This is a genomic window from Massilia brevitalea (assembly GCF_030711405.1).
Classification (GTDB): domain Bacteria; phylum Pseudomonadota; class Gammaproteobacteria; order Burkholderiales; family Burkholderiaceae_D; genus Telluria; species Telluria brevitalea.
In genome coordinates, this window is record NZ_JAULSI010000020.1 from 69,551 (window position 1) to 96,100 (window position 26,550).

The following is a 26,550-nucleotide window of genomic DNA, read 5'->3' on the forward strand; positions in this document are numbered from 1 at the left end:
GCCGGTGAAATATTATTTCACCGCCCCACCGGCTCCACTGCCGCCGGCACCGCCGTCAAAATCGTGATCGCCACCCGCCGGTTACGCGCCCTGCCCGCCTCGTCGCCGTTCGACGCCACCGGCTGGTTCGCCCCATGCCCCACGGCCGTCAGCCTGGCCGGCGCAATCCCGTTGTCGATGAACAGCCGCACCACGCTGGTGGCGCGCACGGCCGACAATTCCCAGTTCGACGGAAACAGCGGGCTGGCGATCGGTACATTGTCGGTATGCCCTTCGACGTCGATTGCATGCGGGTCGTTTTTCAGCAAATCCGCCACGGTGCCGAGCGTCTCGCGCGACTCTTCGCCGAGCGCGGCCTGGGCTTCGGCGAACAGGATGCTGGCATTGATCTCGACGCTGACCCCGCGCCCGGTCTGCACCACGCGCACCTTGCCGGCCTGGACCAGAGGCATCAGCGAATTGTTCAGGTCGCGCGCCAGGGTGTTCATGCGCTCGCGCTCGCGCTTCGCGGCCTCGGCGCGCTTGCGGGCGATGATGCCGCTCAGCGGCAAGGCGTCGATGGCGCTGCTGGCCTGCGGCGTTTCCGGGTTGCCGCCGAAAGCACTCCCGAGCGCATCCGACAGCACCTTGTACTTGCCTTCGTTGACGACCGAAACCGCGTACATCACGACAAAGAAAGCGAACAGCAGCGTAATGAAATCGGCATAGGAAATCAGCCAGCGCTCGTGGCTGTCCCCGGCGCCGGCGCCATGGCCGGCGTTGCCGTTCTCGTCGTAGCGTTTGCGCGCCATCGCCTCAGCGCTTCGCCAGCAGGCTGGCCACGCGCTCTTCCACCACGCGGGTATGGTTGCCGGTAGCGAGGTCGTGGAAGACTTCCAGCAGGATTTCGTACTGCGCCACCTGGTCCGACACGATGGCCTTCAGCTTGTTCCCCACTGGCAGGAAGAACAGGTTGGCCAGCCCCACACCGTACACGGTCGAGACAAAGGCCACGGCAATGCCCGAGCCCAGGCGCGATGGGTCGGACAGATTCTCCATCACATGGATCAGCCCCAGCACCGCGCCCAAAATGCCGATGGTCGGCGCGTAGCCGGCGGCGGACTCCCAAATGCGCGCCGCCTGGCGCTCGCCAAATTCATAGGCGTTGATCTCGGTTTCCAGCAAATTGCGCAGCTTGTCCGGGTGGATGCCGTCCACCACCAGGCGCAGGCCCTTCTGCACGAACAGGTCCTTCGTGCCCATGTACTGTTCCAGCGACAACAGCCCGTCGCGGCGTGCCGACAGGCTCCAGAGGGCAATCGCCTGCGCCAGCGGCTGGCGCCCGCTTTTCGGCGGGAAGAATACCCAGCGCAGCATACGCATGCCGCGCCGGAAGGTCCTGGCTTCGGATTGCAGCAGCACCGCGCCGAAGGTGCCGACCACGACGATGGCAAACGCCGCCGGCTGGATCAGCGAGGCAAAGCGGCCGCCGTCGAGCGTGTGCCCGACGAACAGGCCGGCCAGCGCCAGCGCCAGGCCGATCAGGCTGGCGAAGTCCACAGTCTCTCCCGCAGCGACGCACGCAGCCGCGCCACCGCCTGTGTATGGAGTTGCGAGACGCGCGACTCGGACACGCCGAGCACGGCGCCGATTTCCTTCAGGTTCAGCTCTTCCTCGTAGTACAGGCCCATGAGGATCTTTTCGCGCGGCGGCAGGCCGTCGATGGCCTCGATCACGGCCGAGCGGAAGTCGGTGTCGAGCAGCGCACGCAGCGGGTCGTCCTCATCCACGGCGTAGCGGTCGAGAAAGCTGTCGTTGCCGTCGTCGTCGTGGAAGTCCTCGTAGTAGACCAGCTGGTGGCCGCCGCCTTCGAACAGCATTTCCTGGTATTCCTCGAGCGGAATCTCGAGCGACCTGGCGACCTCGAGTTCGGTCGGCGCGCGGCCCAGGCGCTGCTGCAGAGCGGTCATGGCGGACTCCACTTTCTTCATGTTCTGGCGGGTGCTGCGCGGCATCCAGTCGTTGGCGCGCAGTTCGTCGACCATCGCGCCGCGGATGCGCAGCACGGCATAGGTCTCGAACTGGGCGCCGTGGTTGTCCTCGTAGCGGTTGATGGCGTCGAGCAGGCCCATCATGCCGGCCTGGATCAGGTCGTCGACCTCGACCGACGGCGGCAGCTTGGCCTTCATCTGGTGCGCCAGGCGCTTGACCAGCGGTTGATGCTGGGCGAGCAAATGGTTCTTGTCCGCTTTCCCTTTGACGGTATACATGCGTGGTCTTTTTCTGTAAGTCTAGTAGCGCGCGCCGTCGCGGCGCCCCCGTCCGGCCAGGTCCGGCAGGGCGAAGCGCCCGGCCAGCTGACGGAACGCCACCGAGGCCCCGGCCATCGGAAACGCGTCCACCACGGACCGTCCAAGCCGCGCGGCGCGGTGCAGGTATTCGTCCGCCGGCACCGAGCCCATCGAGGTCAGGCTTACTGCCAGGTAACGGCTTGCCGCCTGCGACATATTATCGTAAACGACACGGGCCTCCGCTTCGCTGGCGCCGGTGACCAGGATGCCGAACGGACGCCGCCCGAACTCCTGCGCCAGGCGCTTGATGAGCCCATAGGCGCTGGTGATCGAGGCGGCGCTGGCCGAGACCTGCACCACGATTTCCGACTCGGCCAGCACCGGTACGGCAAAGCTGCCGTCGCGCTGCAGTTCGGCGTCGACCATGACGATGCCGCCCTGCCCCTGCACCAGCACGTCGAAGGCCTTCGCCAAACGCCGTGCTTCGTCGCTGCCGGCGCGCGGCGCCGCGCCTTCGCGCACGAGGGTGGCCACGCTGAAGCCTTGTGGCGCACGCTGCACCACCTGGTTCAGTGCGCATTCCTGGCGCGCCACCTGCAACAGGCTGGCGTGGCGGTCCAGGTCGAGGGCATGCGCAATGCCGGTCCCGCCCTGGCAGGCGTCGACGATCAGGACATCGTTGCCAGCCCGGGCCAGCGAGGCGCCCAGGTTCACCAGCATCGGCCGCTTGCCGTCGCCCGCCGTCGCCGACAGGAAGCTCACCACGCGCGGCTTGGGCCCGGCCAGCATGCGGCGCAGGCCTTCGGCCTGGTCGAAATCGAAACTAGCCAAAGTACACTCCACGCAAGGTGTGGTCGTTGTTCAGGTTACCGGTATTGGCCATCATCATCGGCAGGTCGGCATCCTCGAACTGGCTGCCGGCATCGCGGCGGCTGCGGAAGGCGCGGTCGACCAGCATGGCGCGGTCGGCCAGGTGCAGGTCTTCCGGCACGCGCTGGCCGTTCGAGATGTAGTGCAGGTTCAGCTTGTTGCGGATCATTACGTCGAGCACGTTGCCGATCGAGGCGGCTTCGTCGAGCTTGGTCATGATGCAGCCGTACAGGCCGCTGCCCTGGTAGGCGCGCACGACCTCGTTCAGGGTCTCGTTGGTCGAGGTCGCGTTCAGGCAGAGCAGGCGCTTGACGTCGGCGCCGGCGCCGGCCAGCATGGCCACCTGCTCGGTCACCATCTGGTCGCGTTGCGACATGCCGATGGTGTCGATCAGCACGGTGTGCTTGTTCTTGAGCTCTTTCAGGGCGATGCGCAGATCGGCTTCGTCCTTTACCGAGTGCACCATCACGCCGAGGATCTTGCCGTAGATGCGCAGCTGTTCGTGGCCGCCGATACGATAGGCGTCGGTGGTGATCAGCGCCAGCTTCTCGGCGCCATGGCGCAGCACGCAGCGCGCCGCCAGCTTGGCGGTGGTGGTGGTCTTGCCCACGCCGGTCGGGCCGACCAGGGCGAACACGCCGCCGCGGTCGAGCAGCGACTCTTCGTCGGACATCGTGGTGAGGTTACGCGCCAGCACGGTCTTGATCCAGCGCATGGATTCCGCCGCATCCTTGTCGGCCGGCAGCTTGTCGATCAGGTAGCGCGACAGCGACGCCGAGAAGCCGGCGGCCAGCATCTCGCGCAGCACGACGGCCTTGTGCGGCTCGCGCTGCTGGGTGCCGCCCCAGGACAGCTCGGCCAGCTGGCTTTCCATCATGCCGCGCATGGCGCGGATTTCGCTCATCATGCCGCTCATCTCGGCGGCCGCCGATTCCTTGGCCTGTGCCATGGCATCCTGCATCATCCGGCTCATGGCGGCCATGTCGAAGGCCGGCGCGGCGGCGGCAGCCGGGCGGCGCACGGCAAACTCCGGCTCGGGCGCGAAATCCGGCTCGGCCTGGGCGGCGCGGCGCGCGAACACTTGTTCCGGCGCCACGGCCGGCGCACTGCCGCGACGGTTGACGAAGGCCGGCGCGTCACGCTCGGCAGCATCGAGCTGGCTCAGGCGCGGCTGAGGCTGGGCCATGTCCGACTCCGGCGCGGGTGCGGCCAGCGAGGCGACATCATCATTGTCCAGGGCCAGGATCTCGACCACGCCATCGACGGGACGATTGGAAAGAATGACGGCATCCGGCCCGAGCGCTTCGCGCACCTTGCGCAAGGCTTCCCGGGAACTCGCAGCAGTAAATTTCTTCACATTCATCTTTTTCTCCGCACTGCATCATGTTGGTGCGACAGGCAGCATCCCTGTCTAATGTCATGATTATTGACGATGCCGCTAAGCAAGCATCTGGAGAGAAAGCGGGGAAAAAGGGGTTATTTCTCGGAAGGGGTGCAGCGTAGACAGGGGCGAACGGCGTTTGGGCCGGATTGCGGCAGACGCGGCCCCATGGAAACCTACGAAAAAAAGGGCGCCGGTGTTCGCTCCGGCGCCACTTCTCTTATTTACTGCGCACCCACCAGGCTGGTCACCCGAATCGTCTTGGTCTCCGGAATCTCCGAATGCGACAAGACCTTCAGTTGCGGCAGCGCGCGGCGCAGGAAGCGCGACAGCAGCACGCGCAGCGGGCCTGGCACCAGCAGCACCGGCGTGTGGCCCATGGCTTCCTGCTGCTGCGCCGCATTGTGCGCCTGCTGGGCGATGGTATCGGCCAGGCCCGGCTCGATGCCGGTGCCGTCGCCGCCGGCGCCCAGCGCCTGCATCAGCAAGCGCTCGAGGCGGTTGTCCAGCGTCATCACCGACAATTCGTTGGTGCCGGGGAACAGCTGCTGCACGATCGCGCGTCCCAGCGCAATACGTACCTGCGCGGTCAGCTCGGTCGGGTCCTGGGTCTGGACCGCATGTTCGGACAGGGTTTCGATGATGCTGCGCATGTCGCGAATGTGTACGCCTTCGAGCAACAGGTTCTGCAAGACCTTCTGCAGGGTCGACAGCGACACGACCTTCGGCACCAGGTCTTCGACCAGCTTTGGCGATTCCTTGCCCAGGTGGTCGAGCAGCGCCTGCACTTCCATGCGACCCAGCAGTTCCGACGCATGCGTCGTGATCAGATGGTTCAGGTGGGTGGCCACCACCGTACCGGCGTCGACCACGGTATACCCGAGGTTCTGCGCTTCGTCGCGCAGGCCCGCCTCGATCCAGACGGCCGGCAGCCCGAAGGCCGGATCCACCGTTTGCTGGCCCGGCAGGGTGCCGCTGGCCATGCCCGGGTTGATCGCCAGGAACTGGCCGTTGATCGCTTCGCCGGTGCCCACTTCCACGCCCTTCATGGTAATGCGGTAGCTCGACGGCTTCAGTTCCAGGTTGTCGCGGATGTGCACCGGCGGCGCCAGGAAGCCGACTTCCTGGGCAAACTTCTTGCGGATGCCCTTGATGCGCTTGAGCAGCTCGCCGCCTTGGGTCTTGTCGACCAGCGGAATCAGGCGGTAGCCCACTTCCAGGCCCAGGGTATCGACCGGCATGATGTCCTGCCAGGTCGCTTCTTCGGTCTCGGCGCTGGCCGCCGTGCTGGCGCCGGCTGCCGCTTCGTCGGCCGCCGCTTCGGCTTCGCGCTGCGGGGCCTCCTTGGCACGCTTGGCCAGCAGGTAGCCGGAACCGCACAGGGAACCGGCCAGCAGCAGGAACACCAGGTTCGGCATGCCCGGGATCAGGCCCAGGCCGCCGATGATGGCGCCGGTGATGTACAGCACTTCCGGCTTGGCGAACAGCTGGCCGACCATCTGGCCGCCAATGTCCTGGTCGTTGGCCACGCGCGAGACCACCATACCGGCGGCGATCGAGATGATCAGCGAGGGAATCTGGGCCACCAGGCCGTCACCGATGGCCAGCAGGGTGTAGGTCTTGGCGGCGTCGCCGACGGCCATGTCGTGCATTACCACGCCGACGATCAGGCCGCCGATCACGTTGATCAGGGTAACCATGATACCGGCCACGGCGTCACCCTTGACGTACTTCGAGGCACCGTCCATGGCGCCGTAGAACTCGGCTTCCTGGCCCACTTCGTCACGGCGCTTGCGCGCCTCGGCTTCGCCGATCATGCCGGCGTTCAGGTCGGCGTCGATCGCCATCTGTTTACCCGGCATTGCATCCAGGGCGAAGCGCGCGCCGACCTCGGCGATACGGCCCGCACCTTTGGTGACGACAGTAAAGTTGATGATGGTAAGAATCACGAACACCACGATACCGACGGTGTAGTTACCGCCGATCAGGAAGTGGCCGAAAGCCTCGATGACCTTGCCGGCCGCGGCGCCGCCGGTGTGGCCTTCGGTCAACACGATACGGGTCGATGCGACGTTCAGCGACAGGCGCAGCATGGTCGACACCAGCAGGATCGCCGGGAAGGCCATGAAGTCGAGCGGCTTGACCGTGTACAGCGCGGTCAGCAGCACGATCACCGACAGGGCGATGTTGAAGCTGAAGAACAGGTCGAGGACGAACGCCGGCAGCGGCAGGATCATCATTGCCAGCAGCAGGATGATCAGGATCGGCGCAGCCAGGGCGCTGCCCCTGCTACCGAGGCCGGTCAGCCATGCTGGCAGTCTCAAACTATTCATGCATTACTCCGTTATCGGGTGGAATCGGGTTTCTTTTGCGAGGCCGGGTTCAGCGGGTCCATCTCCGGCGGCACTGCCAGCCTGGTCGGGCGATCCGGGTAACGGCCGCCAGCCTTGTAGTTACGTACCTGGAACACATAGGCCAGCACTTCCGCCACCGCCGAGTACAGCGTTTCCGGGATCTCGTCGTCGATCTCGGTGTGCTTGTACAGGGCACGGGCCAGGGCCGGCGCTTCCAGCAGGGCCACCTTGTTCTCGCGCGCCAGCTCGCGGATCCTGGCGGCCACTTCGTCCACGCCCTTGGCCACCACGCGCGGCGCGCCGGCCTGGCCGTCGGTGTACTTCAGCGCCACCGCGTAGTGGGTCGGGTTGGTCACGACCACATCTGCAGTAGGCACATTTTGCATCATGCGGTTGCGCGCCATTTGCCGCTGCATCTGGCGAATCTTCCCTTTAATCTGAGGATTGCCGTCGGATTCTTTCGATTCTTGAATCATTTCCTGGCGCGTCATCTTGTGTTTATTGTTGTAATGCCAAATCTGGTAAGGCCCGTCGATGAGGGCGATCACACCCAGCGCGCCGACGATGTACAGGAAAGTGCGCGCGAGCAAATCGCCCAGGTGGCCGCTCGAGGTGCCGAGCGGCTCGACCGCCAGGCCCAGCACGGCATCGGTCTCGCTGCGGATCACGATCCAGGCCACGGCGCCCACCACCAGGGTCTTGGCGATGGCTTTCAGGAGTTCGATCAGGGAATTCGTCGACACCATGTTGCCGATGCCCGAGATCGGGTTCAGCTTCATGAAGTTCGGCATGAAGGCTTTCGAGCTGAAATTGAAGCCGCCGACCAGCATCGGCGCCGCCAGGGCAACGAGCATGATGGCAAAGGCCAGCGGCAGGCAGGCCAGCAGCACGCCGCCGACGTCGTTGGTGATGCGCTCGAGCAGCACGGCGGGGTTATAGACCTGCTCGCGGTCGAGCGTGAGCCCGGAGGCAAGCGCGCTTTCCAGGCGGCCGACCAGGCTGCCGCCCGTGATCCACAGGCCGGCGCCGGCAGTCATCAGGACGGCAAAGGTCGCGACTTCGCGCGAGCGCGGAATATCGCCCTCTTCACGCGCCTTCTCTAATTTTCTGGGCGATGCGTCTTCTGTCTTCTCTGCGTCGCTGTCTTCCGCCATGTCCGCTCCCTGTTACCGCCAAAATAGCCAGGATGCGATTATCGCCGCTGTTGCCGTAGAGCCATAGAAGAAACAGGACGGGGAAAGGCCGGTAATTCGGCGTCTGCCGGGCGACTGTCCGCATCGCTTCACGCTGGTGAAGAGAAATGCGGACCTTGCCGGATCAGCTTTGGACCGGCTCTGGCTCGGCGGCCAGTGCGGCGATGGAAGCGGCCACGCGCGCCTGGCTGCGCATGGCGCGGCGGCGGCGGGCACGGGCGGCATGCGCCACGTACCAGTAGAAGCCAAGATACAGCGCGAAGCTGGCCAGCGTGGCCGGCAGCAGCGCCGGGGTGTTGCCCGCGAAGCGCACCGCCAGCCAGGCCGGCACGGCGGCAATGGCCCAGCAGAACGGCGAGACGAAGGCATTCCGCAGCGGTGCGCTGAAGGCACGGAAATAGCGGCCGGTAATCGCGATCTTGACCAGGCTGTGCAGGTGGCAGCTGTCGGGCTGGCCCGGGTGGCGGCGGCACCACAGGCGGCGCGCAATGGTGAACACGGTTTCGAACACCGGGTAGGCGCAGGCCAATAGCGGCGCCCAGGGCGAAACGTCGGGGTTACGGTAGACCAGCATCACCGACAGCCAGGACAGCAGGAAGCCGAGCAGGTAGGCGCCGCCATCGCCGAGGAACAATTTGCCAAACGGGAAATTGACCAGGAAGAAGCCGGCGGTCACGGCGCAGATCAGGAAGCACAGGCGAGCCAGTTCGGCGTCGCCGCAGCCGTCGGCAATGAAGCCGAGCGCGACCAGGCCAATGACCACGGTGCCGCTGGCCAGGCCATTGAAACCGTCGATGATGTTCACGGCATTCGCCACGCCGCCCACCGCAAAGGCGGTAAACAGGACCGACAGCGGCAGCCAGGCCAGCGCCGCGTCGAGCGGACCGAGGCCGGTTTCCAGGATATGCACGTCGGTCAGCGCCCAGCACAGCACGCCGCTGGCCATGGTCGCAAGCAGGCGCGCGCCGATGGAGACGCGGCGCGTCAAATCTTCGGCGATGCCGAACAGGAAGGCGGGCAGGGAGGCAAGCAGCAGCGGCGCGAACAGGTCCTGTTGCGCATCCGACGACAAGGCGCAGGCGACGAACAGGCCAAAGATGATGGCCAGTCCGCCGATCCGCGGCGTTGGAGCGCTGTGGAACTTCTGTACGCCGCGCGTTGCATCCAGCGTAAACCGGCCATGCCAGCGCGTCGTCGCAACGAGCACCAGCGAGAAGACCAGCGATACCGTCAAGCCGACTTCAGAGACTATGAAATGAGTTTCCAATCGATCCACGATGACACTTGAATAACTTACGGATTCTATCTCATTTCTCTGAAGAAAGCATCCTCTGCCCTGCAATCGTGCGTAGCAGCATGAGATGTCGAACCGCCACAACATCTTTATGCTAAGACTATGATTTTGCTAAGAATTTATTCTATTTTTGATGTGAATTGATTTTTGGCAAAAAAAGTTTCGCGCAATTTTCCTAATATTCCCAGACACTTTGTTACATTTTTTGACGTATTTCTGCCACGTTCAAACGCTGGCTTTTACAACTCGTAACACATTCAAATCGGCCTATCTGATGATTCAATTTCCGCGAATCCAAATTACATACTCCGTATTATGGATTATGGGTAACTTGGCATTGCCCGCCGCGGCCCAGGTAACGAAGGACGAACTCGACGCCGCAAAACATGCGCTGGAACTGCGTATCGCCCAGGTGGCCGGCGATGCGCTGGTGGCCCAGCGCGAGGCCGAGGCGCGCCAGGCCCGGCTGGAGGCCGAGCGCGCCGCCCTGCTGGCCCAGCTGCCGGCGGCCAACGTGCGCGCCCTGGCCGGCAGCGTCGAGACGCGCCAGTTCGGCGCTGCCGGCCTGGTGCGCGCCTTCGATCTGGCGCAGCAGCTGGCGCAGGAACTCTGCACCGCCCTGCCCGCCGGCGAACGCGTGGTGCTGTACGACCCGCTCGCCAGCCAGGGCGTGCTGGCGGCGCGCACCGTGCACGACACCCTGGTGCGCATGGGCGACGACATGGCGCGCCGCAACAAGGAACTGCAAGCCTATGTCGATGCCCACACGCCGCCCGGCGCCGTGCTGGGCACGCTGTCGACCGCGCTCACCGTGGTGCCGGCCCTGCTGCGCGCCGGCGCCGATACCGCCTCGCTGTTCAAGACCGACACGGGCGCCGCCGGCCTGGCCTATGGCGACGGCGCGCGCGATCTGTTCGCCAGCGCCCTGGCCGCCTCCTGTCCGCAGCAGTTGGCCGGGCTCGGCAGCGGCTACCTTGGCGAACTCGACACCGTCCAGCACGAACGCCTGCTGGGCCGGCTGCGCGCGCTGGCGGTGCACCGTGCCGACTACGCGAACCGCATCGCCCAGCTGCAAAAGCTGGCGGACGCGGCCAAGGGTGAGGAAAAGAAGGAACTGGGGACGGTCGCCGCCGCGGCCGGGGCGGCGCTGAAGGCGGTCGACGCCTTTATCGACTCGCTGAAGGCCGGCGAAACCGGCGAGCGCAGTCCGCTCTACAACGCGGCGCGCTACCTCGGCTACGCCAACCGCACCGCCGGCGCCGCCGTGCTCGACTTCGACCTGCGCCTGGAAGGCATGAGCATCGTGCGCGACAGCCTGTTTACCGGGCAGACGCTGCGCCTGTCCGGCGTCGCCCTGCTCTGGTACCGGGTGCATGCCCCGGACGGCAGCCTGCGCATGGCGAACACGCTGCGCCGCATCGGCAAGCCGGTCGAGGTCGACCTGAAGGGTGACGCGGCAGGCGGCGCCTTCTGGAACGGCCCCTGAGGGGCCTCCCCGTCACGCCTTGCGCACGGACTGCTCGATGGCGCCGAAGACCGTCTTGCCCGCTTCATCCAGCATCTCGATGCGGATGGTGTCGCCGAAACGCATGTAGGGCGTGACCGGGACGCCGTCAGCGATGGTCTCCAGCGCGCGCCGCTCGGCGATGCACGCGGTGCTCGGCGGCGCCTTGCCTCGCCTGGTGTCGCGGTTCGACACGACGCCGGAGCCGACGATGCTGCCGGCCCCTGCCCGGCGCCTCTTGCACAGGTGCGCAATCAGCTGCGGGAAATTGACATCCATGTCGACGCCGGCATCCGGCTGGCCCGCCAGGTGGCCGTTCCAGGTGGCGCGCAGCGGCAGGTGGACCTTGCCGCCGCGCCAGGCCTCGCCCAGTTCATCCGGCGTGACCGCCACCGGCGAAAACGCCGTGGCCGGCTTCGATTGCAGGAAACCGAAGCCATTGTTGAACTCGGCCGCCATCAGCTGGCGCAGCGAGACGCTGTTGGCCAGCATCAGCAGGCGGATCCTGCCATGCGCTTCGTCAGGCGTGGCGCCCATCGTCACATCGTCGACGATGGCGGCGATGCCGGCGCCGAAATCGATGCCCCATTCCTCGTACGCCAGCAGGATGTCGTCGTGCGGACCAAGGAAGGCGTCGCTGGCGCCCTGGGCCAGTAGCGGCTCTTCGTGCAGATCATCCAATGACTGAGCCGGCTGCGTGGGATGCTGTGCATGCTGCAGCAATTCCAGGTGGTGCAGGTAAGCCGCCCCCTCGACCCACTGGCAGGCGCGCGGCAGCGGCGCCATGCAGCGCTGCGGCGCGAACTCGAAGGCGCGGCGTGCTTCGCCCCGGTTCAGCTGCGCGTACAGGCTGTCGAGCTGGGGCGCGATGAAGGCCCAGTCGTCGAGCGCGGCCTGGAGCGTCGGTGCGATGGCGTCGGCCATGTGCGCGGTCTTCAGGTCGCGCGAGACGACGGCCAGCTGGCCGTCGCGGCTGCCGTCGTGGATGGTGGCGAGTTTCATGGGAGCTCAGGAAAACGGAAACGCGCCATTGTAGTGCAGCGCCCGCCTCCCGGAGCGCCGTCAGAAGGTGCCGAGCACCCCGAAGCCGATCGAGCGCTGGAAGTAGTTGTAGTCGATCAGGCTCTGGCCATAGCCGGCAAAGGCCTGGGCATAGCCCTTCAGGTTGCCCGCTAGCGGGAAGGCCCAGCCGGCCTGGATGGCGCCCTTGTCGGTGTGGAGGTTGTAACGGAGCGTGGACGAATAGATGTGGCCTTCGCGGCGGTAGGCCAGGGCCAGGTCGCCGCGGCCCATGTAGTCGACGATGTCCGGATTGTCGTCGTCGCTTTCGCTCAGGCGCTTCCAGACGCGCGCGGTGGCCGAGAAGCCGTCCTTTTCCACGCCCAGCTGGGCATACAAGCGGTTCCAGCTGCGCGACAGCGAGCCGGATTGCCCATTCGACTGGTGCACGAAACCGAGGCCGGCGAAGCGCAGGTCGACGCCGCCCAGGTTCACGGCCAGCGGCGCGATCGCCATGATCTCGGGCTGGTAATTGGTTTCGCGGAAAGGGCTGGAGGCCTTGCTGTTGGCTGCCTGCCAGAAGCTGTTCTGGGTATAGCCGAACCAGAGGTCGACCGGCTTGCCGAAGGCGCCCTCGATCATCTTCATCTTGAAGCTCAGCTGGAAAGCCAGCTCGCCCTTCGACAGGTCGGCATCGTCGTTCAGTTCGCGGTAAGGCGCGTACGGCGCGTCGTTGGTGCGGTGGCTGCGGGTGGCGATCAGGTAGCTCGCATGGTGCGGGCGGAACTTGAAGACGCCGCGGCGGTAGGGTCCGTCGAGCTCCCAATGGTCGAGCTGGCTGAACTTGGCGCTGCTCTCGGCGGAAGGCTGGGCCGTGACCACGGGCACGGTCGCGGCCTGGGTGCCGTCGACCGGATTGACCACCACTGCCGCCTCGGTGCGCGGGGCCGGCGTCGAGGCCAGGGTATCGAAACAGGCCAGGCGCGCGGTGTTGTCCTGGATGTTGGCGCAGTCGGCGATGACTTTCGGAGTGTCTTGCGCATGGGCGCCAACGGCGCAAAGCAGGGGCAGCGTGAGCAGGAAGGGGCGGTATGGAAGCGGCATCTGGAGCTGAAACGAAATCAACGGTTGCAAAATGGCGTCGTCGCGTCCGTCAGCGCACGCTCGCGCCGACCACGATCTGACGCGAGTCAATACAAGTTTGCAAGAAGTTCAGTTTTGTTGTCGCACGTTTAAACCTGATCGACGATTCAGCTAGTTGCCGGCACCAGCAAATCCAGCTGCTCCCGCTCCAGGAAACACCACTCCCCTTCCTTCAGGCCCAGGGCTTCCAGCGTCAGCCCGCCGATCGCCGAGCGGTGCAGCGCGCCGCAGTGGTTGCCGGCAGCGGCCAGCATGCGCTTGACCTGGTGGTACTTGCCCTGCTCCAGCACGATTTCCAGCTGGTGCTCGCCGCGCTGCACGCAGGACACGGCCTTCAGCGGCGCCGGCTCGTCGTGCAATTGCACGCCGGTCAGCAATTGCTCGACCAGTTCGGGCGTGACCGGCTCGGCCGTGGTGGCCTGGTAGATCTTCGGCACGTGGCGCTTGGGCGAGGACTGGGCGTGGATGAAGGGGCCGTCGTCCGACATCAGCAGCAAACCGGTGGTGTCGTGGTCGAGGCGGCCGACCGGCTGCACTTCGCGCCAGCCGAACTGCTCAGGCAGCAGGGTCAGCACGCCCGGATGGTGGCTGGGTTTACGCGAACATTCGAAGTTCGCCGGTTTGTACAACGCAATATACACGTGCTCGCGGTAGACCCATTCTTCGTCGAACACGGTCAGCACCAGGCCGGCGGTGTCGATCGTGGCCTTGTAGTTGTCTTCGATGACGCCGTTTACGGCAACGTCGCCGTCCTCGATCAGGGCGCGGCAGTATTTGCGGGTGCCAAAACCCTGCGATTGCAGGATACGGTCCAGGGATAATTTACTCATGGGCGAGACTGTACCAGATGGCCCATGGTCGGCAAAGACTGATAGCTATTACTGCTGGGATAGAGATGAGGCGTTCGGTTTGACGTAGATCAATCGGAACAGACCAACCGTTGATAGACTTCAACTCCATTAGGAATCGGCCTAACGCAACCAGCAGAATTGATGAGGGATGCGGTAGGAATAACCAGCAGGCCACTCAGAGGATGACGATAATGCAACCAGTGAAAGTTACCCAGGACAATGTCCAACCCTTTGCTCCGGCATCGCTCAAGGCGATGCGCCTGTCGCTGGCCCGTTCGCACACGGTCATGTTCCCGACCCGCCTCGCCTTTGCCCGCTGGACCCGCGGCGGCAATGTTCCCCACCTGCATGGCCAGGTCAACGCGCCCCTGCGCGCCGCCTGGTTTGCCCGCGCCCAGCGCGATTTCCAGGCCTGGCTCGAAGCCGGCGGCTTTGTCCAGCACGACGACGGCGCTCCCCTGCTCCAGGCAGTCGAATCCGACGACGCCCGCGCTTGAATTCCTCGTCCTTCTCCACAAAAGAAAACGACGGCTTGCACCGTCGTTTTCACTTCCCCTGGAGGGCAGGTGGTGTGAGGAATGGAATTCTCTCAAATACCGCACGCATGCGGTGCGAGCGTCAACGAATGAAACATTGCGAACAGGTTGGCACTTGTTATTGGTCGCCCTCCCTGGAAAGAACCACGAAGTCCACTATAGGACAGTTTGCGGAACTTTCAAGGAACAATTGAGCAAGATCAGTTCAATTCGAATCACTTCCACCCGAATCACATCACCTTACTTCAGCTGCGGCAACACCGTGTGCGACATGGTCTTCACCGCGCCCTCGCCCACCGAGGCGCCGAATTTCTTCAGCACCCGCTCCGGCAAGCCTTCGTGGGCCGTGTAGTCGACGATATCCTCGGCCTTCACGATATCGCGCGCCACGGTGTCGACCGTGCCGAAACCATCGGCCAGGCCCATGTCCACCGCCTTGGCGCCGGTCCAGTACAGGCCTGAGAAGGTTTCCGGGGTTTCCTTCAGGCGCGCACCGCGGCCGGCACGCACCACCGAAATGAATTGCTGGTGGATCTCGTTCAGCATTTCCTGGGCATGCTCACGGTGCTTTTCCGACTGCGGGCTGAAAGGATCGAGGAAACCCTTGTTGGCGCCGGCCGTCATCAGGCGCCGCTCGACGCCCAGCTTTTCCATGGTGCCGGTAAAGCCGAAGCTGTCCATCAGCACGCCCACCGAGCCGACAATGCTGGCCTTGTTGACGTAGATCTTGTCGGCTGCGGCGGCAATGTAATACCCGCCCGAGGCGCAGATTTCGTCGACCACCACGTACAGCGGCTTGTCGGGATAGCCCTTTTTCAGGCGCAGGATCTCGTCCACGATGATGCCGGCCTGGACCGGGCTGCCGCCGGGACTGTCGATGCGCATCACCACCGCCGCCGAGCCGGCGTCGGCAAAGGCCTTGTTCAGCGAAGGAATCACATTGTCGGCGGAACCGCTGCCTTCTGCTTCGATTTCGCCGTTAATTTCGATCAGCGCCGTGTGGCGGCCCAGGTTCTCGTCGTCGCTGCCGAAGCTCAGGCCGAGGTAGGTCCAGAGGCCGACGACCAGCACAAGCAGGAAGGCGAGCCGGAAAAAGATGCTCCAGCGCCGCGCCGCGCGCCGCTCCTTGATGGTCGAGAAGACGAGCTTCTCCAGGGTTTCGCGTTCCCAGTTGCTTGCGGTCGGGTTGGCTGCCAGCCGGCTTTCGCCATCGTTCCTGATGTTGTCGCTCATAAGCAATCGATAAAGTTAAGGGCCTGCGGTTGTCCAGTCCATCATGCCGGCGCGGCGATGCGCTCGTCGGGTTGCCACCATACCTGGCCGTCGGCCTCGCGCACGGCAATCGCCCGCAGGCGCGCACCGCGGCAAGGCCCGCCCGCACAGACGCCGGTGTCGGGACGGTAGACGGCGCCGTGCACCGCACACATCAGGTATTCGCCGCTAGCCTCGAAAAATTGGCCCTCTACCCAGTCGAGTTCGGTGGGCACGTGGGCACAGCGGTTCAGGTAAGCATAGACCCTGCCGCCGAAGCGTACGACGAAGCCGGTTGCCGGGTCGCCAAAGGCGCGCACCGGGAAACGCAGACCCCGACCGCCGTCGGCCAGGGCCTGCGCATCGCAGATGAACACCTCACTCATGCGTTCTCGGCGAGCCAGGCGTGCAGCTCGGCCGCGGTTTTTGCGGAAAACACTGGATGGCAGGCCAGCAACTGATCCACTGGATGGGCGCCGTATTCCACCGCGATGCCGGCGGCCCCCGCATTATTCGCCATCAGCAAATCGTGGGTGGTGTCGCCGATCATCACGGTGCGGCGCATGTCCTGGCCCAGTTCGCGCGTGAGTTCCTGCAGCATGGCCGGGTGTGGCTTGGAGAAGGTTTCGTCGGCGCAGCGGGTGGCGTCGAACATCGACAGCAGCCCGGCCGCGTTCAGGGCCCGGTTCAGGCCCACCCGGCTCTTGCCCGTGGCCACCGCCAGGAAGTAGCCCTGCTGGGAAAGTTCGCTCAACATCTCGCGAACGCCCTTGAACAGCACCAGTTCGTGGTCTTTCGTCAGGAAGTGGTAGCGGTAGCGCTCGACCATGCGCGGGTACATGGCCGGCTCCATGTCGGGCACGGCCACCTGCATGGCTTCGGGCAGGGCCAGGCCGATGACGTGCGAAGCCGCCTCGTCGCTCGGCACCGGCAGGCCGACGTCGCGCGCCGCTGCCTGGATACACTTGACGATGGCGGCCGTGCTGTCCATCAGCGTGCCGTCCCAGTCGAACACGATCAGATCAAATTGCTTTCTTGCCATTTCTCCCGGCTGGGCCGGCTCCTGTGTGTTCCGTAATATTAGTTAAGCGGCTGGCCCAAGCTTACCAAGAAACGGTCGCACTCGGCGGGCAAGGGTGCCTGCAAGGTCATCCTGGCGCCGGTGTCCGGATGCGTGAAGGTGATCTTGTAGGCGTGCAGGAACATCCTGCGCAGCGCGCCGCGCGTGTCGGTGGCTTTCTGCAGTTGCTTGTTGAGTGCAAAATCGCCGTACTTGTCATCACCAAGGATGGGGAAGCCGGACGAAGCCAGGTGAACGCGGATCTGGTGCGTGCGCCCGGTCTTCAGTTCGGCTTCCAGCAAGGCGAACGCCGGCCACTTGCGCAGCAGACTGAACACCGTGTGCGACTCCATGCCGCCGGCCTGCACCACGACCCGGCGTTCGCCGTCTGGGGTGCTGTATTTATGCAGCGGCAATTTCACGTGCTGGCGCTTGTTGACCCAGTCGCCGGTCACGGCAGCCAGGTAGCGCTTGTCGGTATGACCGTCGCGCATTTGCTCGTGCAAATTGGTGAGCGCCGAACGCTTCTTGGCCAGCAGCAGCAGCCCCGAGGTCTCGCGGTCAAGGCGGTGCACCAGTTCCAGGAACTTGGCGTCAGGCCGCGCCGCCCGCAGTTGCTCGATTACGCCATACGACACGCCCGAACCGCCATGCACGGCCACGCCGGCCGGCTTGTCGATCACGAGCAGGTGGCTGTCTTCGTGCACGATGCGGAATTCGGCGCCCGGCACGGGAGCCGTATTCACCTTTTCGGCAATGCGGATCGGCGGAATGCGCACCAGGTCGCCTGCTTCCAGGCGGTAGAGCTGGTCGACGCGCCCCTTGTTGACCCGCACCTCGCCCGAACGCAGGATGCGGTAAATATGGCTTTTCGGCACACCCTTGCACACGCGTAGCAGGTAATTATCGATACGCTGGCCGGCTTCTTCTTCGGTGATGGTGACGAAACTTGCTGCTAGTGCCTGTGATGAAGGGGGAACAACATCGTTTTGCATCTTCATTTGCTCTGTCTTCCCAGAAATTCTCTCTAAGTCCTTCATTTTGAATATATAATCGACAGGCGGCGGTGAAACCTCTGCAGGTGTAAGAATTAAAACGATATTTTACACAGGGGCGCGTTCCATCGGCCCCGCTGGCAGCAAATTCGATGGAAAAAACGTGTACGCACATTCCTGCGTGGATCAGGGTTGCACCGCAGTTGTAATCGGATCACGCGCAGGAGTGCCGGATTGGATTGTTTGGAACTGTAAGGATAAGTACCGGCAAGCCTGTGTTGTTCAGGCTCGCCGGTTGATGGTGTCGATAACGCTTGTCGTTCGCCCGACCTGATGTAGGCCTCATCCGTAAGGCTAGCGAGTAAAGGCTGATTTTATCGCCTGCTCGAAGTCTGCAGTATGAAGAGCGCTGGCACGGTTTGGCTGGTTGTTGCGCGCACCGCCTGGCTGACTCTGTTGCGCCGCTCCTGAAGCGGCCCGGGTACAGCTACAGTTGCGGCGTGCCCTCGGCATGACGATCGACCCCATTTGCGCCCTGTGGCGGCAGCAACGCGTTTGCGTTGCCGGCCCCCACGCCCGGGCAACCACCCCCTCCAACACTCCCCTCCCGCGTATGTCCCTGTACTTTGGCCGCCCTGGCAAGGCGGCTTTGGCACGGCCCACGGGCCGCGGAGTTTATAAAAATGAAACGAATGTTGTTTAACGCTACGCAGCAAGAAGAGCTGCGCGTAGCGATCGTCGATGGTCAGAAACTGATCGACATCGATATCGAAACGGCCGGACGCGAACAGCGCAAGTCGAATATCTACAAGGGTGTCATCACCCGCATCGAACCCTCCCTCGAAGCTTGCTTCGTCAGCTACGGCGAAGACCGCCACGGCTTCCTCCCCTTCAAAGAAGTTGCCCGCACTTATTTCCGTGACGGCGTCGACGTGCGCAATTGCTCCATCAAGGAAGCGCTGCGCGAAGGCCAGGAAATCATGGTGCAGGTCGAGAAGGAAGAGCGCGGCAACAAGGGCGCGGCCCTCACCTCCTTCATCTCGCTGGCCGGCCGCTACCTGGTGCTGATGCCGAACAACCCGCGCGGCGGCGGCGTGTCGCGCCGCGTGGAAGGCGAAGAGCGCCAGGAACTGCGCGAAACCATGGACAAGCTCGACCTGCCAACCGGCATGTCGGTGATTGCCCGCACCGCAGGCATCGGCCGCAACGTCGAAGAACTGCAGTGGGACCTGAACTACCTGATGCAGCTGTGGCGCGCGATCGAAGGCGCCGGCAAGTCGGCCGCCGGTCCTTTCCTGATCTATCAAGAGTCGTCGCTGGTCATCCGCGCCATCCGCGATTACTTCCAGCCTGACATCGGCGAAGTCCTGATCGACACCGACGAGATCTACGACCAGGCCCAGCAGTTCATGAGCCACGTGATGCCCGACATGGCGCACCGCGTGAAACGCTACAGCGACGATGTGCCGCTGTTCTCGCGCTTCCAGATCGAACACCAGATCGAAACCGCCTACGCGCGCACCGTGCCGCTGCCATCGGGCGGCGCGATCGTCATCGACCACACCGAAGCCCTGGTCTCCATCGACGTCAACTCGGCACGCGCCACGCGCGGCTCGGACATCGAGACCACCGCCTTCAACACCAACTGCGAAGCCGCCGACGAAGTGGCGCGCCAGCTGCGCCTGCGCGACCTGGGCGGCCTGATCGTCATCGACTTCATCGACATGGAAGTGGCGAAGAACCAGCGCGAAGTCGAGCAGCGCCTGAAGGATGCCCTGCACCACGACCGCGCCCGTGTCCAGATGGGCAAGATCTCGCGGTTCGGCCTGATGGAACTGTCGCGCCAGCGCCTGCGTCCTTCGCTGTCGGAAGGCTCGCACGTGACCTGCCCGCGCTGCTCGGGTACCGGCCACATCCGCGATACCGAATCCTCGGCCCTGCAAGTCCTGCGCATCATCCAGGAAGAGGCCATGAAGGAAAACTCGGCCACCATCCACGTGCAGGTGCCGGTCGACGTCGCCGCGTTCCTGCTGAACGAGAAGCGTGGCGAAGTCCTCAAAATCGAGAACCGCCACCGCATCACCGTGATCCTGGTGCCGAACAAGCACCTCGACACCCCGCACTACAAGCTCGAGCGCATCAAGCACGACGATCCGCGCCTGGAAGACGCCGCCGCCAGCTACACCCTGGCCGAGACCGCCGAAACCGACATGGCCTACAGCAAGCGCCAGAAGGAAGAAGCCAAGCCGCGCCAGGAAGCCGTGGTCAAGAGCATCACTCCGGCCCAGCCGGCCCCTGTGGTCGACCGCAGCGAGCCGGTGAAAGCCGCCGCCAAGCCGGTTGAGGCGTCGGCTACCGCGCCAGTGGTGGCTGCGCCTGTCGCTCCGGCGCCGGTCGGCTTCATGGCCAAGCTGAAAGCCTTCTTCCTCGGCGCACCGGAACCGGTTGCGCCGGCCCCGGCCCCGGTGGAAGCGGCCAAGCCGGCCGCCCCTGCCCCGGCCGACCGTGGCGGCGACCGTAACAGCCGTGGCCCGCGTGCCCGCAATGGCCGCAACGGCAAACCTGGCCGCGAGCGTGAAGAGCGCGACCTGAACGCCAAGCCGGGCGTCGACGAGACCGCCAAGGCCGAGCGCGAGGAAAAAGCCCCGCGTCCACCGCGTCCGCCGCGCGAAGGACGCGAGCCGCGCGCACCGCGTGAGCCGCGCGAGCAGCTCGATACTGCCCAGGCCGCCGTGGCAGCGACCCCTGCGGCGCCGCGCGCGGACCGTGGCGAACGCCAGGAACGTGGCGAGCGCGCCGAGCGTCCGGAACGCGCACCGCGCCAGCCGCGCGAGCGTGGCGAACGCACCCAGCCAGTTGAAGCCAAGGCTGAGGAACTGAACGCGATCGAGGCAATCCCGACGCCGGTGAGCGAACTGTCGACCACCACGCCGCACGGCGACCAGCTCGACCACGCGGTGAAAGCCGTCGTCTCGACCGGTCCTAACGGCGAGGAGCTCGATGCTGAAGGCGGCGACGAGCCGCGCCGCCGCCGCCGCCGCGGTGGCCGCAACCGTAACCGCCGCGACCGTGACCAGGACGGCATGGAAGCGGGCGAGCACGGCGAACACGACGGCGCTCCGGCCTTCATGCCGGTTGCCGACGAAGAAGCCGCCAAGGTCCAGGCTGCTGCCGGCGCCGAGAAGCCAGGCCGCAAGCCGCGCGCTCCGAAGGAAGCCAAGCAGGATCGTCTGGCCCCATGGCCATTCCCGACCGCCGCTTCGGTGGCGGCCGGCCAGGCCAAGGCTGCGGCGCAAGCCGCTCCGGCTGCCTTGGCTGCTGCTCCCGCCGCTGCCAAGGCAGAAGCTGCAACGCCTGCGGTGCAGGCGCCGACCGCCGACGCCTGGTTCTTCCCGACCTCGGCCTCGATCGCTGCACGCCAGGCCAAGCCGGCCGTCCAGCCGGCCGCCCAGGAAGTTGTACCGGCAACCGAGCCTGTCGCCATCGCCGATGTGCCCGTTGTTGCTCAAGCTGTTGCCCAGCCTGCTGCTCAAGCTGTTGCTGCGCCTGTTGCTCAACCTGTCGCCGAATCTGTCGCCAAGGCTGCTGCGCCTGCCGCCGAGCCGGTGCAGGCTGCCGCGCCCGTCCAGGCGCCGGCACCTGTCGCCGCGCCGGTGCAAGCCGAACCGGCACCGGTCCAGGCTGCTCCCGCACCTGCGGCCAACCTCGACGAAGTGCTCGGCAGCGCCGGCTTGACCCTGGCAGCGACCGATCCTGAAAAGCTGCGTGCAGCCCAGGAAGCCGCCGCGGCAGCCGCCGCTCCGGTTCGCCTTGGCCGTGCCCGCAAGCCGGTCGCAGCGCCGGTCGACGAGCCGCTGGTCCAGGTCGATACGCGCCAGTAATCCGGCAGCGTTGCTGTCAATGAAAGGGGAGCCTGCGGGCTCCCCTTTTTTTGCTCGCTTACCGACCTTCACTACCAGCCTGCGGCCGGGGCCGATTCCACCCTTCGCCTGTGCGCTTTGCCCTCGCATGCTATCGTATCGCATGGCTGAAAAAATCATCATGCTGAACGACCTGCGCGCGCCCGCGCTCGCCGTTCCCGCACTCCCCGACGCGCCCACCGGCCACCTGGCCGATGCCCTGTCGCGTCCGCTGCACGACCTGCGCATCTCCGTTACCGACCGCTGCAATTTCCGTTGCGTGTATTGCATGCCGAAGGAAGTCTTCGGCAAGGACTATCCCTACCTGCCGCACGGCGATTTGCTGTCGTTCGAGGAAATCACGCGCGTGGCGCGCATCTTCATCGCCCACGGCGTGGAAAAGATCCGTCTCACCGGCGGCGAGCCGCTGCTGCGCAAGAACCTGGAACACCTGGTGGCGATGCTGCGCGCCCTGCCCACCGTTTCCGGCCGCCCGCTCGACATCACCCTCACCACCAACGGCTCGATCCTGGCGCGCAAGGCGCAGGCCCTGAAGAACGCCGGCCTCGACCGCGTGACGGTCTCGCTCGACGCCCTCGACGACGCCGTCTTCAAGCGCATGAACGACGTCGATTTCGCAGTTAGCGATGTGCTGGCCGGGATCGAGGCGGCGCATGCCGTGGGCCTGGGGCCGATCAAGGTCAACATGGTCGTCAAGCGCGGCAGCAACGACGACCAGATCGTGCCGATGGCGCGCCATTTCAAAGGCTCGCCCGTGATCCTGCGTTTCATCGAATACATGGACGTGGGCGCCTCGAACGGCTGGAACATGGACGAAGTCGTGCCCTCGAACGAAGTGGTGCGGCGCATCGATGCCGAGCTGCCGCTGGCGCCGCTGGCCGCCAACTACACGGGCGAAACCGCGGCGCGCTGGCGCTACCTCGATGGCGGCGGCGAAGTGGGCGTCATCTCGTCGGTCACCGGCGCCTTCTGCAAGGATTGCAGCCGCATGCGGCTGTCGACCGAGGGCAAGCTCTACACCTGCCTGTTCGCCACCCGCGGCCACGATTTGCGCGCCCTGCTGCGCGCCGGGCACGACGACCTGGCGATCGCCGGCGCCGTCGCCCGCCTCTGGCGCGGCCGCGACGACCGCTATTCGGAAACGCGCACCATCCATACCGATGGCCTGCAGCGCGGCGCACGGCGCGTCGAAATGTCCTACATCGGTGGCTAACGACAAGCAGCGGATAACAAGCATGAACAAGAACGATTCGATCAGCGGCTTGATCCTCGCGGGCGGACGCGGCTCGCGCATGGGCCACGTCGACAAGGGCCTGCAACCCTTCCGTGGCAGCAGCATGGCGGCCCACGTGCTGGCGCGCCTGGCGCCGCAAGTGGCGGGCGTGGCCATCAACGCCAACCAGAACCTCGATACCTACGCCGCCTTTGGCGTGCCGGTGTGGCAGGACGACCTTGAGGGCTTTGCCGGGCCGCTGGCGGGACTGGAAACCGGCCTGCGCCGCTGCGCGACACCGTATCTGCTCACCGCGCCCTGCGATTCGCCCTTCCTGCCACCCGACCTGGCCGAGCGGCTGTTCAGTGTGTTGCAAGAGCAGGACGCGGACCTGGCCTTTGCCGCCACCCAGGAAGCGGGCATGCGGGTGCAGGCGCATCCGGTGTTCTGCCTGGTGAAGACGGCGCTGCTGCCTGTGCTCTCGGCCTACCTGGCAGGAGGCGGGCGGCGCATGGATGGCTGGTACAAGGACCTGAAGGCGGTCGAGGTGCTGTTCGAGGATGCCGACGCCTTCCGCAACATCAACACGCTCGACGAGCTGCACAGCCTGGACCCCAGCCGGCCGCCACGTCTCGCCGACGTGACGAGCTGTTTGTCCGCCTACGATCCCGAGGCGCTGCCGGTGCGCGACGCCCAGCGCGTCATCCGCGAATTCGTGCAGCCGGTCGGCGCCGTCGAGCAGGTCGCCTTGCGCGCCGCGTTAGGCCGCGTGCTGGCGCACGACATCGTCTCGCCGATCAACGTGCCGGCCCACGACAACTCGGCGATGGATGGCTATGCGCTGCGCGGCGGCGACCTGGTGCCGGACGGCGACACGCGCCTGGACGTGGTCGGCACCGTGTTCGCCGGCCGTCCCTCCGAGGTGGCGCCGGGGCCGGGCGAATGCGTGCGCATCATGACCGGCGGCGTCATGCCCGCTGGCTGCGACAGCGTGGTGCCGCAGGAATTCGTGGCGCAGGAAAGCCCGAGCGAGATCGTGCTGGGCGCCGGCACCATCCGCGCCGGCGACAACCGCCGCTTTGCCGGCGAAGACCTGAAGGCGGGCAGCCCTGCCCTGCGCGCCGGGAAGATCATCCGCCCGGCCGACCTCGGCCTGGCCGCTTCGCTCGGCATCGCCGAACTGCCCGTGGTGCGGCGCCTGCGCGTGGCCTTTTTCTCGACCGGCGACGAACTGCGCTCGATCGGCCAGGCCCTGGACAGCGGCAGCGTCTACGACAGCAACCGCTACACCATCTACGGCATGTTGCAGCGCCTGGGCTGCGAGATCGTCGACATGGGCATTGTGCGCGACGACCCGCTAGCATTGGAAGCGGCCCTGCGCACCGCCTGCGAGAACGCCGACGCCATCATCACCTCGGGCGGCGTCTCGGTGGGCGCGGCCGACTACACGCGCCAGATCATGGCGCGCCTGGGCGACGTCACCTTCTGGAAGATCGGCATGCGTCCGGGCCGCCCGCTGGCCTTTGGCCGCATTAATTCGAACGGGCGCAGCGCATTTTTGTTCGGCTTGCCCGGCAATCCGGTGGCGGTGATGGTGTCGTTCTACTTCTTCGCGCGCGAAGCCCTGCTGCGCATGATGGGCGCCGACGCCCCGCTGCCGCTGCTGCGCGCGCGCTCCGAAGGCGCGATCCGCAAGAAGCCGGGCCGCACCGAGTACCAGCGCGGCATCCTGTCGCACGGCGACGACGGCATGCCGCGGGTGCGCATCACCGGCGCCCAGGGTTCGGGCATCTTGCGCTCGATGTCGGAGGCGAATTGCATGGTGGTGCTGCACGACGGGCAGGGGAATGTCGCCGCTGGCGACATGGTCGATATCCTGCCATTCGAAGGATTGGTATAAAACTCCACAGTAGAGATATATGTCGCTCGAGTATTAAAAAATGGATAAGATTTACTTTTAGTAATTACCATTTTTTACTCGGGATAATATGAAGCTGAAAAACGGTGTTTTCCATTCGATTCTTATCGTTGCATTGACGGGCTGCGCCCACGGCCCCGCGGTCCAGAACGACTTGCCGAACTCGCTGACGGCGCACATCAATAACGACGCCACAGGTACGATGGTCATGCGCGGAGGTAATCTCTACACCTTTGCCAACGAACACTGTGAAGCGGCAGAGATGAAAGCAAGCAAGACTTCCATGAACAGCCAGGAAGCGCTTTCCACCATCCTTCTGACTCCAGGCAAACCGCTCACCTTCGCGCTGACGACCCTCAACGCGCAGGGATTCAAGGGCAATTGGGGCTGTTCCGTCACCGCGACCTTCACTCCCGAAAACGGCAAGCGTTATCTCGCCATGCTCCAGACCGAAGGCGATAACCGTACTTGCCGGATAACGCTGACGGACCAGGACAACCGGACCATTCCGACGGCGATGCCTGAATACTCGTGCGTCAAGACCCTGGCCGGCACGGTCAAGAACGGCGAGCGGCACGCGTCGACGCCTTATGTACCCCGAGTCAGCGTGTCCCGCTAAGCTGGCCACCGCCCATGCGCAATCACACGACAAGCTGCAGCCTGGCGCTGGCCCTGGTGCTGGCTGCAACGCTGACGGCATGCTCCACGGCCTACCAGGACGCACGCTCGTCCTCGCTCGTGAAAAATCCGGGGGGCGGCTACGATGAGGAACGAGGGCCGGGCGGACTGATCAAGGTAAGGTATGCCGGCAATCAAGCGATATTGATGTACCAGGTCCAGCACTACGCCTTGTACCGGTGCGCAGAGATCGCCCAGCGCGAAGGAAGTCCCTACTTCGCCCTGTACCAGACGCTGGCCGACGCGCTGCAGGACCGCCGCGCCGACACCGTCCGGCCAACCACCTTGCTCGGCATTCCGCATGCGGAGGTCTATATCAAGCTGCACCCGGCAGCCGGCCCCGGCTTGCTGTCCACCGCGCAAACGCTGGCCAACCTGAAGCCCATCGTGTTCAAGGATCCCACATGAAGCGCTGGAACGGCTTGCCTGGCGTGTGGTTCTCTATGACGCTGTGCGCCATGACGCTGTGCGCCTGCGCGGCACCCGATTACCAGCCGGCGCCGTCGGAAGCGCTTGCCCAGGTCCGTTTCGTGAACGTCGACCGGCCCCACATCTGCGTCTCCGGAACCGCATTCGCCTTGCACCCCGACACGCGCGGCCATGCGAGCGTGCCGGCAGGCCGCATGGTGCAGTTGACGACCGAATTCAAGCAAGGTGCAGGCCACTGTTCGCCGTCGCTGCGCTTCATGCCACAGGCGGGCCAGACCTATGATTTCACCGTTGAAGCACGCGCCGAACGATGCTTCGTCACGCTGATGCGGCACGACCCGTCGGCGGAATACGGACTCCGGCTCGTCACGGACGCCATGCCGGCGCCGGGAATATGTCAATAAGGTGCAGATAAGGACGCGCCTCAGCAACGTCATCTTCCGAAAAATCGGTATCCGCCTGGCCATCGCTGAAATGATAACGATAACGGCAAAACACGTAGAGGATGTGAAAAAATCGTCAGGGCAAGGCGCCGAGTCGAAAACAGTACGAGCGTACGGCGAGACGAGGCAACGCAGCCATGGCGATTTTTTCACATCCTCGTAGGGTGGGCGCTCCGTGCCCACGCGTAATGCATGCGGCCCAATCCCGCATCCTGCGGCCTCCTGCCTTACTCGATCCACATCGCCTC

At 65.0% G+C, this 26,550-nt stretch carries 23 protein-coding genes; 8 read left to right on the plus strand and 15 right to left on the minus strand.

Annotated features, from left to right (window positions below; all coding sequences use genetic code 11):
* Positions 1-17: 17 nt before the first annotated feature.
* The 8 genes from motD to QWL29_RS14375 form a co-directional block, all read right to left on the minus strand.
* Entirely contained in the window at positions 18-791 is a 774-nt protein-coding gene (gene motD, locus QWL29_RS14340; protein ID WP_305823559.1) for a flagellar motor protein MotD, read from the minus strand.
* 4 nt (positions 792-795) lie between these two features.
* On the minus strand, positions 796-1,539 hold the full coding sequence (locus QWL29_RS14345) for a flagellar motor protein (RefSeq protein WP_305823560.1): 744 nt from the start codon (positions 1,537-1,539) through the stop codon (positions 796-798).
* The gene (locus QWL29_RS14350; RefSeq protein ID WP_305823561.1) at positions 1,521-2,249 is read right to left on the minus strand and encodes an RNA polymerase sigma factor FliA; all 729 of its coding nucleotides are present in this window, start codon (positions 2,247-2,249) and stop codon (positions 1,521-1,523) included. The genes QWL29_RS14345 and QWL29_RS14350 overlap by 19 nt, the downstream gene beginning before the upstream one ends.
* Before the next feature lie 21 nt (positions 2,250-2,270).
* On the minus strand, positions 2,271-3,101 hold the full coding sequence (locus QWL29_RS14355) for a MinD/ParA family ATP-binding protein (protein ID WP_305823562.1): 831 nt from the start codon (positions 3,099-3,101) through the stop codon (positions 2,271-2,273).
* Entirely contained in the window at positions 3,094-4,503 is a 1,410-nt protein-coding gene (flhF, locus tag QWL29_RS14360) for a flagellar biosynthesis GTPase FlhF (RefSeq protein ID WP_305823563.1), read from the minus strand. The genes QWL29_RS14355 and flhF overlap by 8 nt, the downstream gene beginning before the upstream one ends.
* A 242-nt stretch (positions 4,504-4,745) precedes the next feature.
* The gene (gene flhA, locus QWL29_RS14365; protein ID WP_305823564.1) at positions 4,746-6,854 is read right to left on the minus strand and encodes a flagellar biosynthesis protein FlhA; all 2,109 of its coding nucleotides are present in this window, start codon (positions 6,852-6,854) and stop codon (positions 4,746-4,748) included.
* Positions 6,855-6,865: 11 nt separating this feature from the next.
* Positions 6,866-8,029 (minus strand): flagellar biosynthesis protein FlhB, encoded by a 1,164-nt coding sequence (flhB, locus tag QWL29_RS14370; RefSeq protein ID WP_305823565.1) that lies wholly within the window; start codon positions 8,027-8,029, stop codon positions 6,866-6,868.
* Positions 8,030-8,192: 163 nt separating this feature from the next.
* Positions 8,193-9,302, minus strand: coding sequence for an MraY family glycosyltransferase (locus tag QWL29_RS14375; RefSeq protein WP_305823566.1), 1,110 nt, complete (start codon positions 9,300-9,302; stop codon positions 8,193-8,195).
* 391 nt (positions 9,303-9,693) lie between these two features.
* Here QWL29_RS14375 and QWL29_RS14380 point away from each other — a divergent pair, with 391 nt between their 5' ends.
* The gene (locus QWL29_RS14380; RefSeq protein WP_305823567.1) at positions 9,694-10,848 is read left to right on the plus strand and encodes a hypothetical protein; all 1,155 of its coding nucleotides are present in this window, start codon (positions 9,694-9,696) and stop codon (positions 10,846-10,848) included.
* Positions 10,849-10,860: 12 nt separating this feature from the next.
* Here the strand turns inward: QWL29_RS14380 and QWL29_RS14385 are convergent, their stop codons facing one another.
* The 3 genes from QWL29_RS14385 to QWL29_RS14395 all read right to left on the minus strand — a co-directional run bounded on the left by QWL29_RS14385 (position 10,861) and on the right by QWL29_RS14395 (position 13,838).
* Positions 10,861-11,868 carry a fumarylacetoacetate hydrolase family protein gene (locus tag QWL29_RS14385; RefSeq protein ID WP_305823568.1) on the minus strand — a complete coding sequence of 336 codons (1,008 nt, stop codon included), beginning with the start codon at positions 11,866-11,868 and terminating at the stop codon, positions 10,861-10,863.
* Positions 11,869-11,928: 60 nt separating this feature from the next.
* Positions 11,929-12,969: a phospholipase A gene (locus QWL29_RS14390; protein WP_305823569.1), complete on the minus strand. Its 1,041-nt coding sequence runs from the start codon at positions 12,967-12,969 to the stop codon at positions 11,929-11,931.
* Positions 12,970-13,115: 146 nt separating this feature from the next.
* Positions 13,116-13,838 carry a pseudouridine synthase gene (locus QWL29_RS14395; protein WP_305823570.1) on the minus strand — a complete coding sequence of 241 codons (723 nt, stop codon included), beginning with the start codon at positions 13,836-13,838 and terminating at the stop codon, positions 13,116-13,118.
* Positions 13,839-14,050: 212 nt separating this feature from the next.
* On the opposite strand from QWL29_RS14395, the gene QWL29_RS14400 reads away from it, so the two are divergent.
* On the plus strand, positions 14,051-14,356 hold the full coding sequence (locus QWL29_RS14400) for a hypothetical protein (RefSeq protein WP_305823571.1): 306 nt from the start codon (positions 14,051-14,053) through the stop codon (positions 14,354-14,356).
* 279 nt (positions 14,357-14,635) lie between these two features.
* On the opposite strand, the gene QWL29_RS14405 is transcribed toward QWL29_RS14400, so the two are convergent.
* The 4 genes from QWL29_RS14405 to QWL29_RS14420 are packed head-to-tail and all read right to left on the minus strand — an operon-like array spanning position 14,636 to position 17,707.
* Positions 14,636-15,628, minus strand: a complete 993-nt coding sequence (locus QWL29_RS14405; protein ID WP_305823572.1) for a S49 family peptidase — start codon at positions 15,626-15,628, stop codon at positions 14,636-14,638.
* 41 nt (positions 15,629-15,669) lie between these two features.
* A complete protein-coding gene (locus QWL29_RS14410; protein WP_305823573.1) occupies positions 15,670-16,032 on the minus strand; it encodes a Rieske (2Fe-2S) protein in 363 nt (120 codons plus the stop codon).
* Positions 16,029-16,688, minus strand: coding sequence for an HAD-IIIA family hydrolase (locus tag QWL29_RS14415; protein ID WP_305823574.1), 660 nt, complete (start codon positions 16,686-16,688; stop codon positions 16,029-16,031). The genes QWL29_RS14410 and QWL29_RS14415 overlap by 4 nt, the downstream gene beginning before the upstream one ends.
* Positions 16,689-16,726: 38 nt before the next feature.
* The gene (locus QWL29_RS14420; protein WP_305823575.1) at positions 16,727-17,707 is read right to left on the minus strand and encodes an RluA family pseudouridine synthase; all 981 of its coding nucleotides are present in this window, start codon (positions 17,705-17,707) and stop codon (positions 16,727-16,729) included.
* A 677-nt stretch (positions 17,708-18,384) separates the two neighbouring features.
* On the opposite strand from QWL29_RS14420, the gene QWL29_RS14425 reads away from it, so the two are divergent.
* From QWL29_RS14425 to QWL29_RS14450, 6 genes are all read left to right on the plus strand, one after another.
* Complete coding sequence (locus tag QWL29_RS14425; protein WP_305823576.1) at positions 18,385-21,582, plus strand: Rne/Rng family ribonuclease; 3,198 nt, start codon at positions 18,385-18,387, stop codon at positions 21,580-21,582.
* Positions 21,583-21,724: 142 nt separating this feature from the next.
* On the plus strand, positions 21,725-22,834 hold the full coding sequence (moaA, locus tag QWL29_RS14430; protein ID WP_305823577.1) for a GTP 3',8-cyclase MoaA: 1,110 nt from the start codon (positions 21,725-21,727) through the stop codon (positions 22,832-22,834).
* Positions 22,835-22,856: 22 nt separating this feature from the next.
* A complete protein-coding gene (gene moeA, locus QWL29_RS14435) occupies positions 22,857-24,734 on the plus strand; it encodes a molybdopterin molybdotransferase MoeA (protein ID WP_305823578.1) in 1,878 nt (625 codons plus the stop codon).
* A gap of 88 nt (positions 24,735-24,822) precedes the next feature.
* Positions 24,823-25,371, plus strand: a complete 549-nt coding sequence (locus tag QWL29_RS14440; RefSeq protein ID WP_305823579.1) for a hypothetical protein — start codon at positions 24,823-24,825, stop codon at positions 25,369-25,371.
* Positions 25,372-25,385: 14 nt separating this feature from the next.
* Positions 25,386-25,838: a CC0125/CC1285 family lipoprotein gene (locus tag QWL29_RS14445; protein ID WP_305823580.1), complete on the plus strand. Its 453-nt coding sequence runs from the start codon at positions 25,386-25,388 to the stop codon at positions 25,836-25,838.
* The gene (locus QWL29_RS14450; RefSeq protein ID WP_305823581.1) at positions 25,835-26,263 is read left to right on the plus strand and encodes a hypothetical protein; all 429 of its coding nucleotides are present in this window, start codon (positions 25,835-25,837) and stop codon (positions 26,261-26,263) included. Before QWL29_RS14445 ends, QWL29_RS14450 begins: the two co-directional genes overlap by 4 nt.
* The last annotated feature ends 287 nt before the right edge of the window (positions 26,264-26,550 follow it).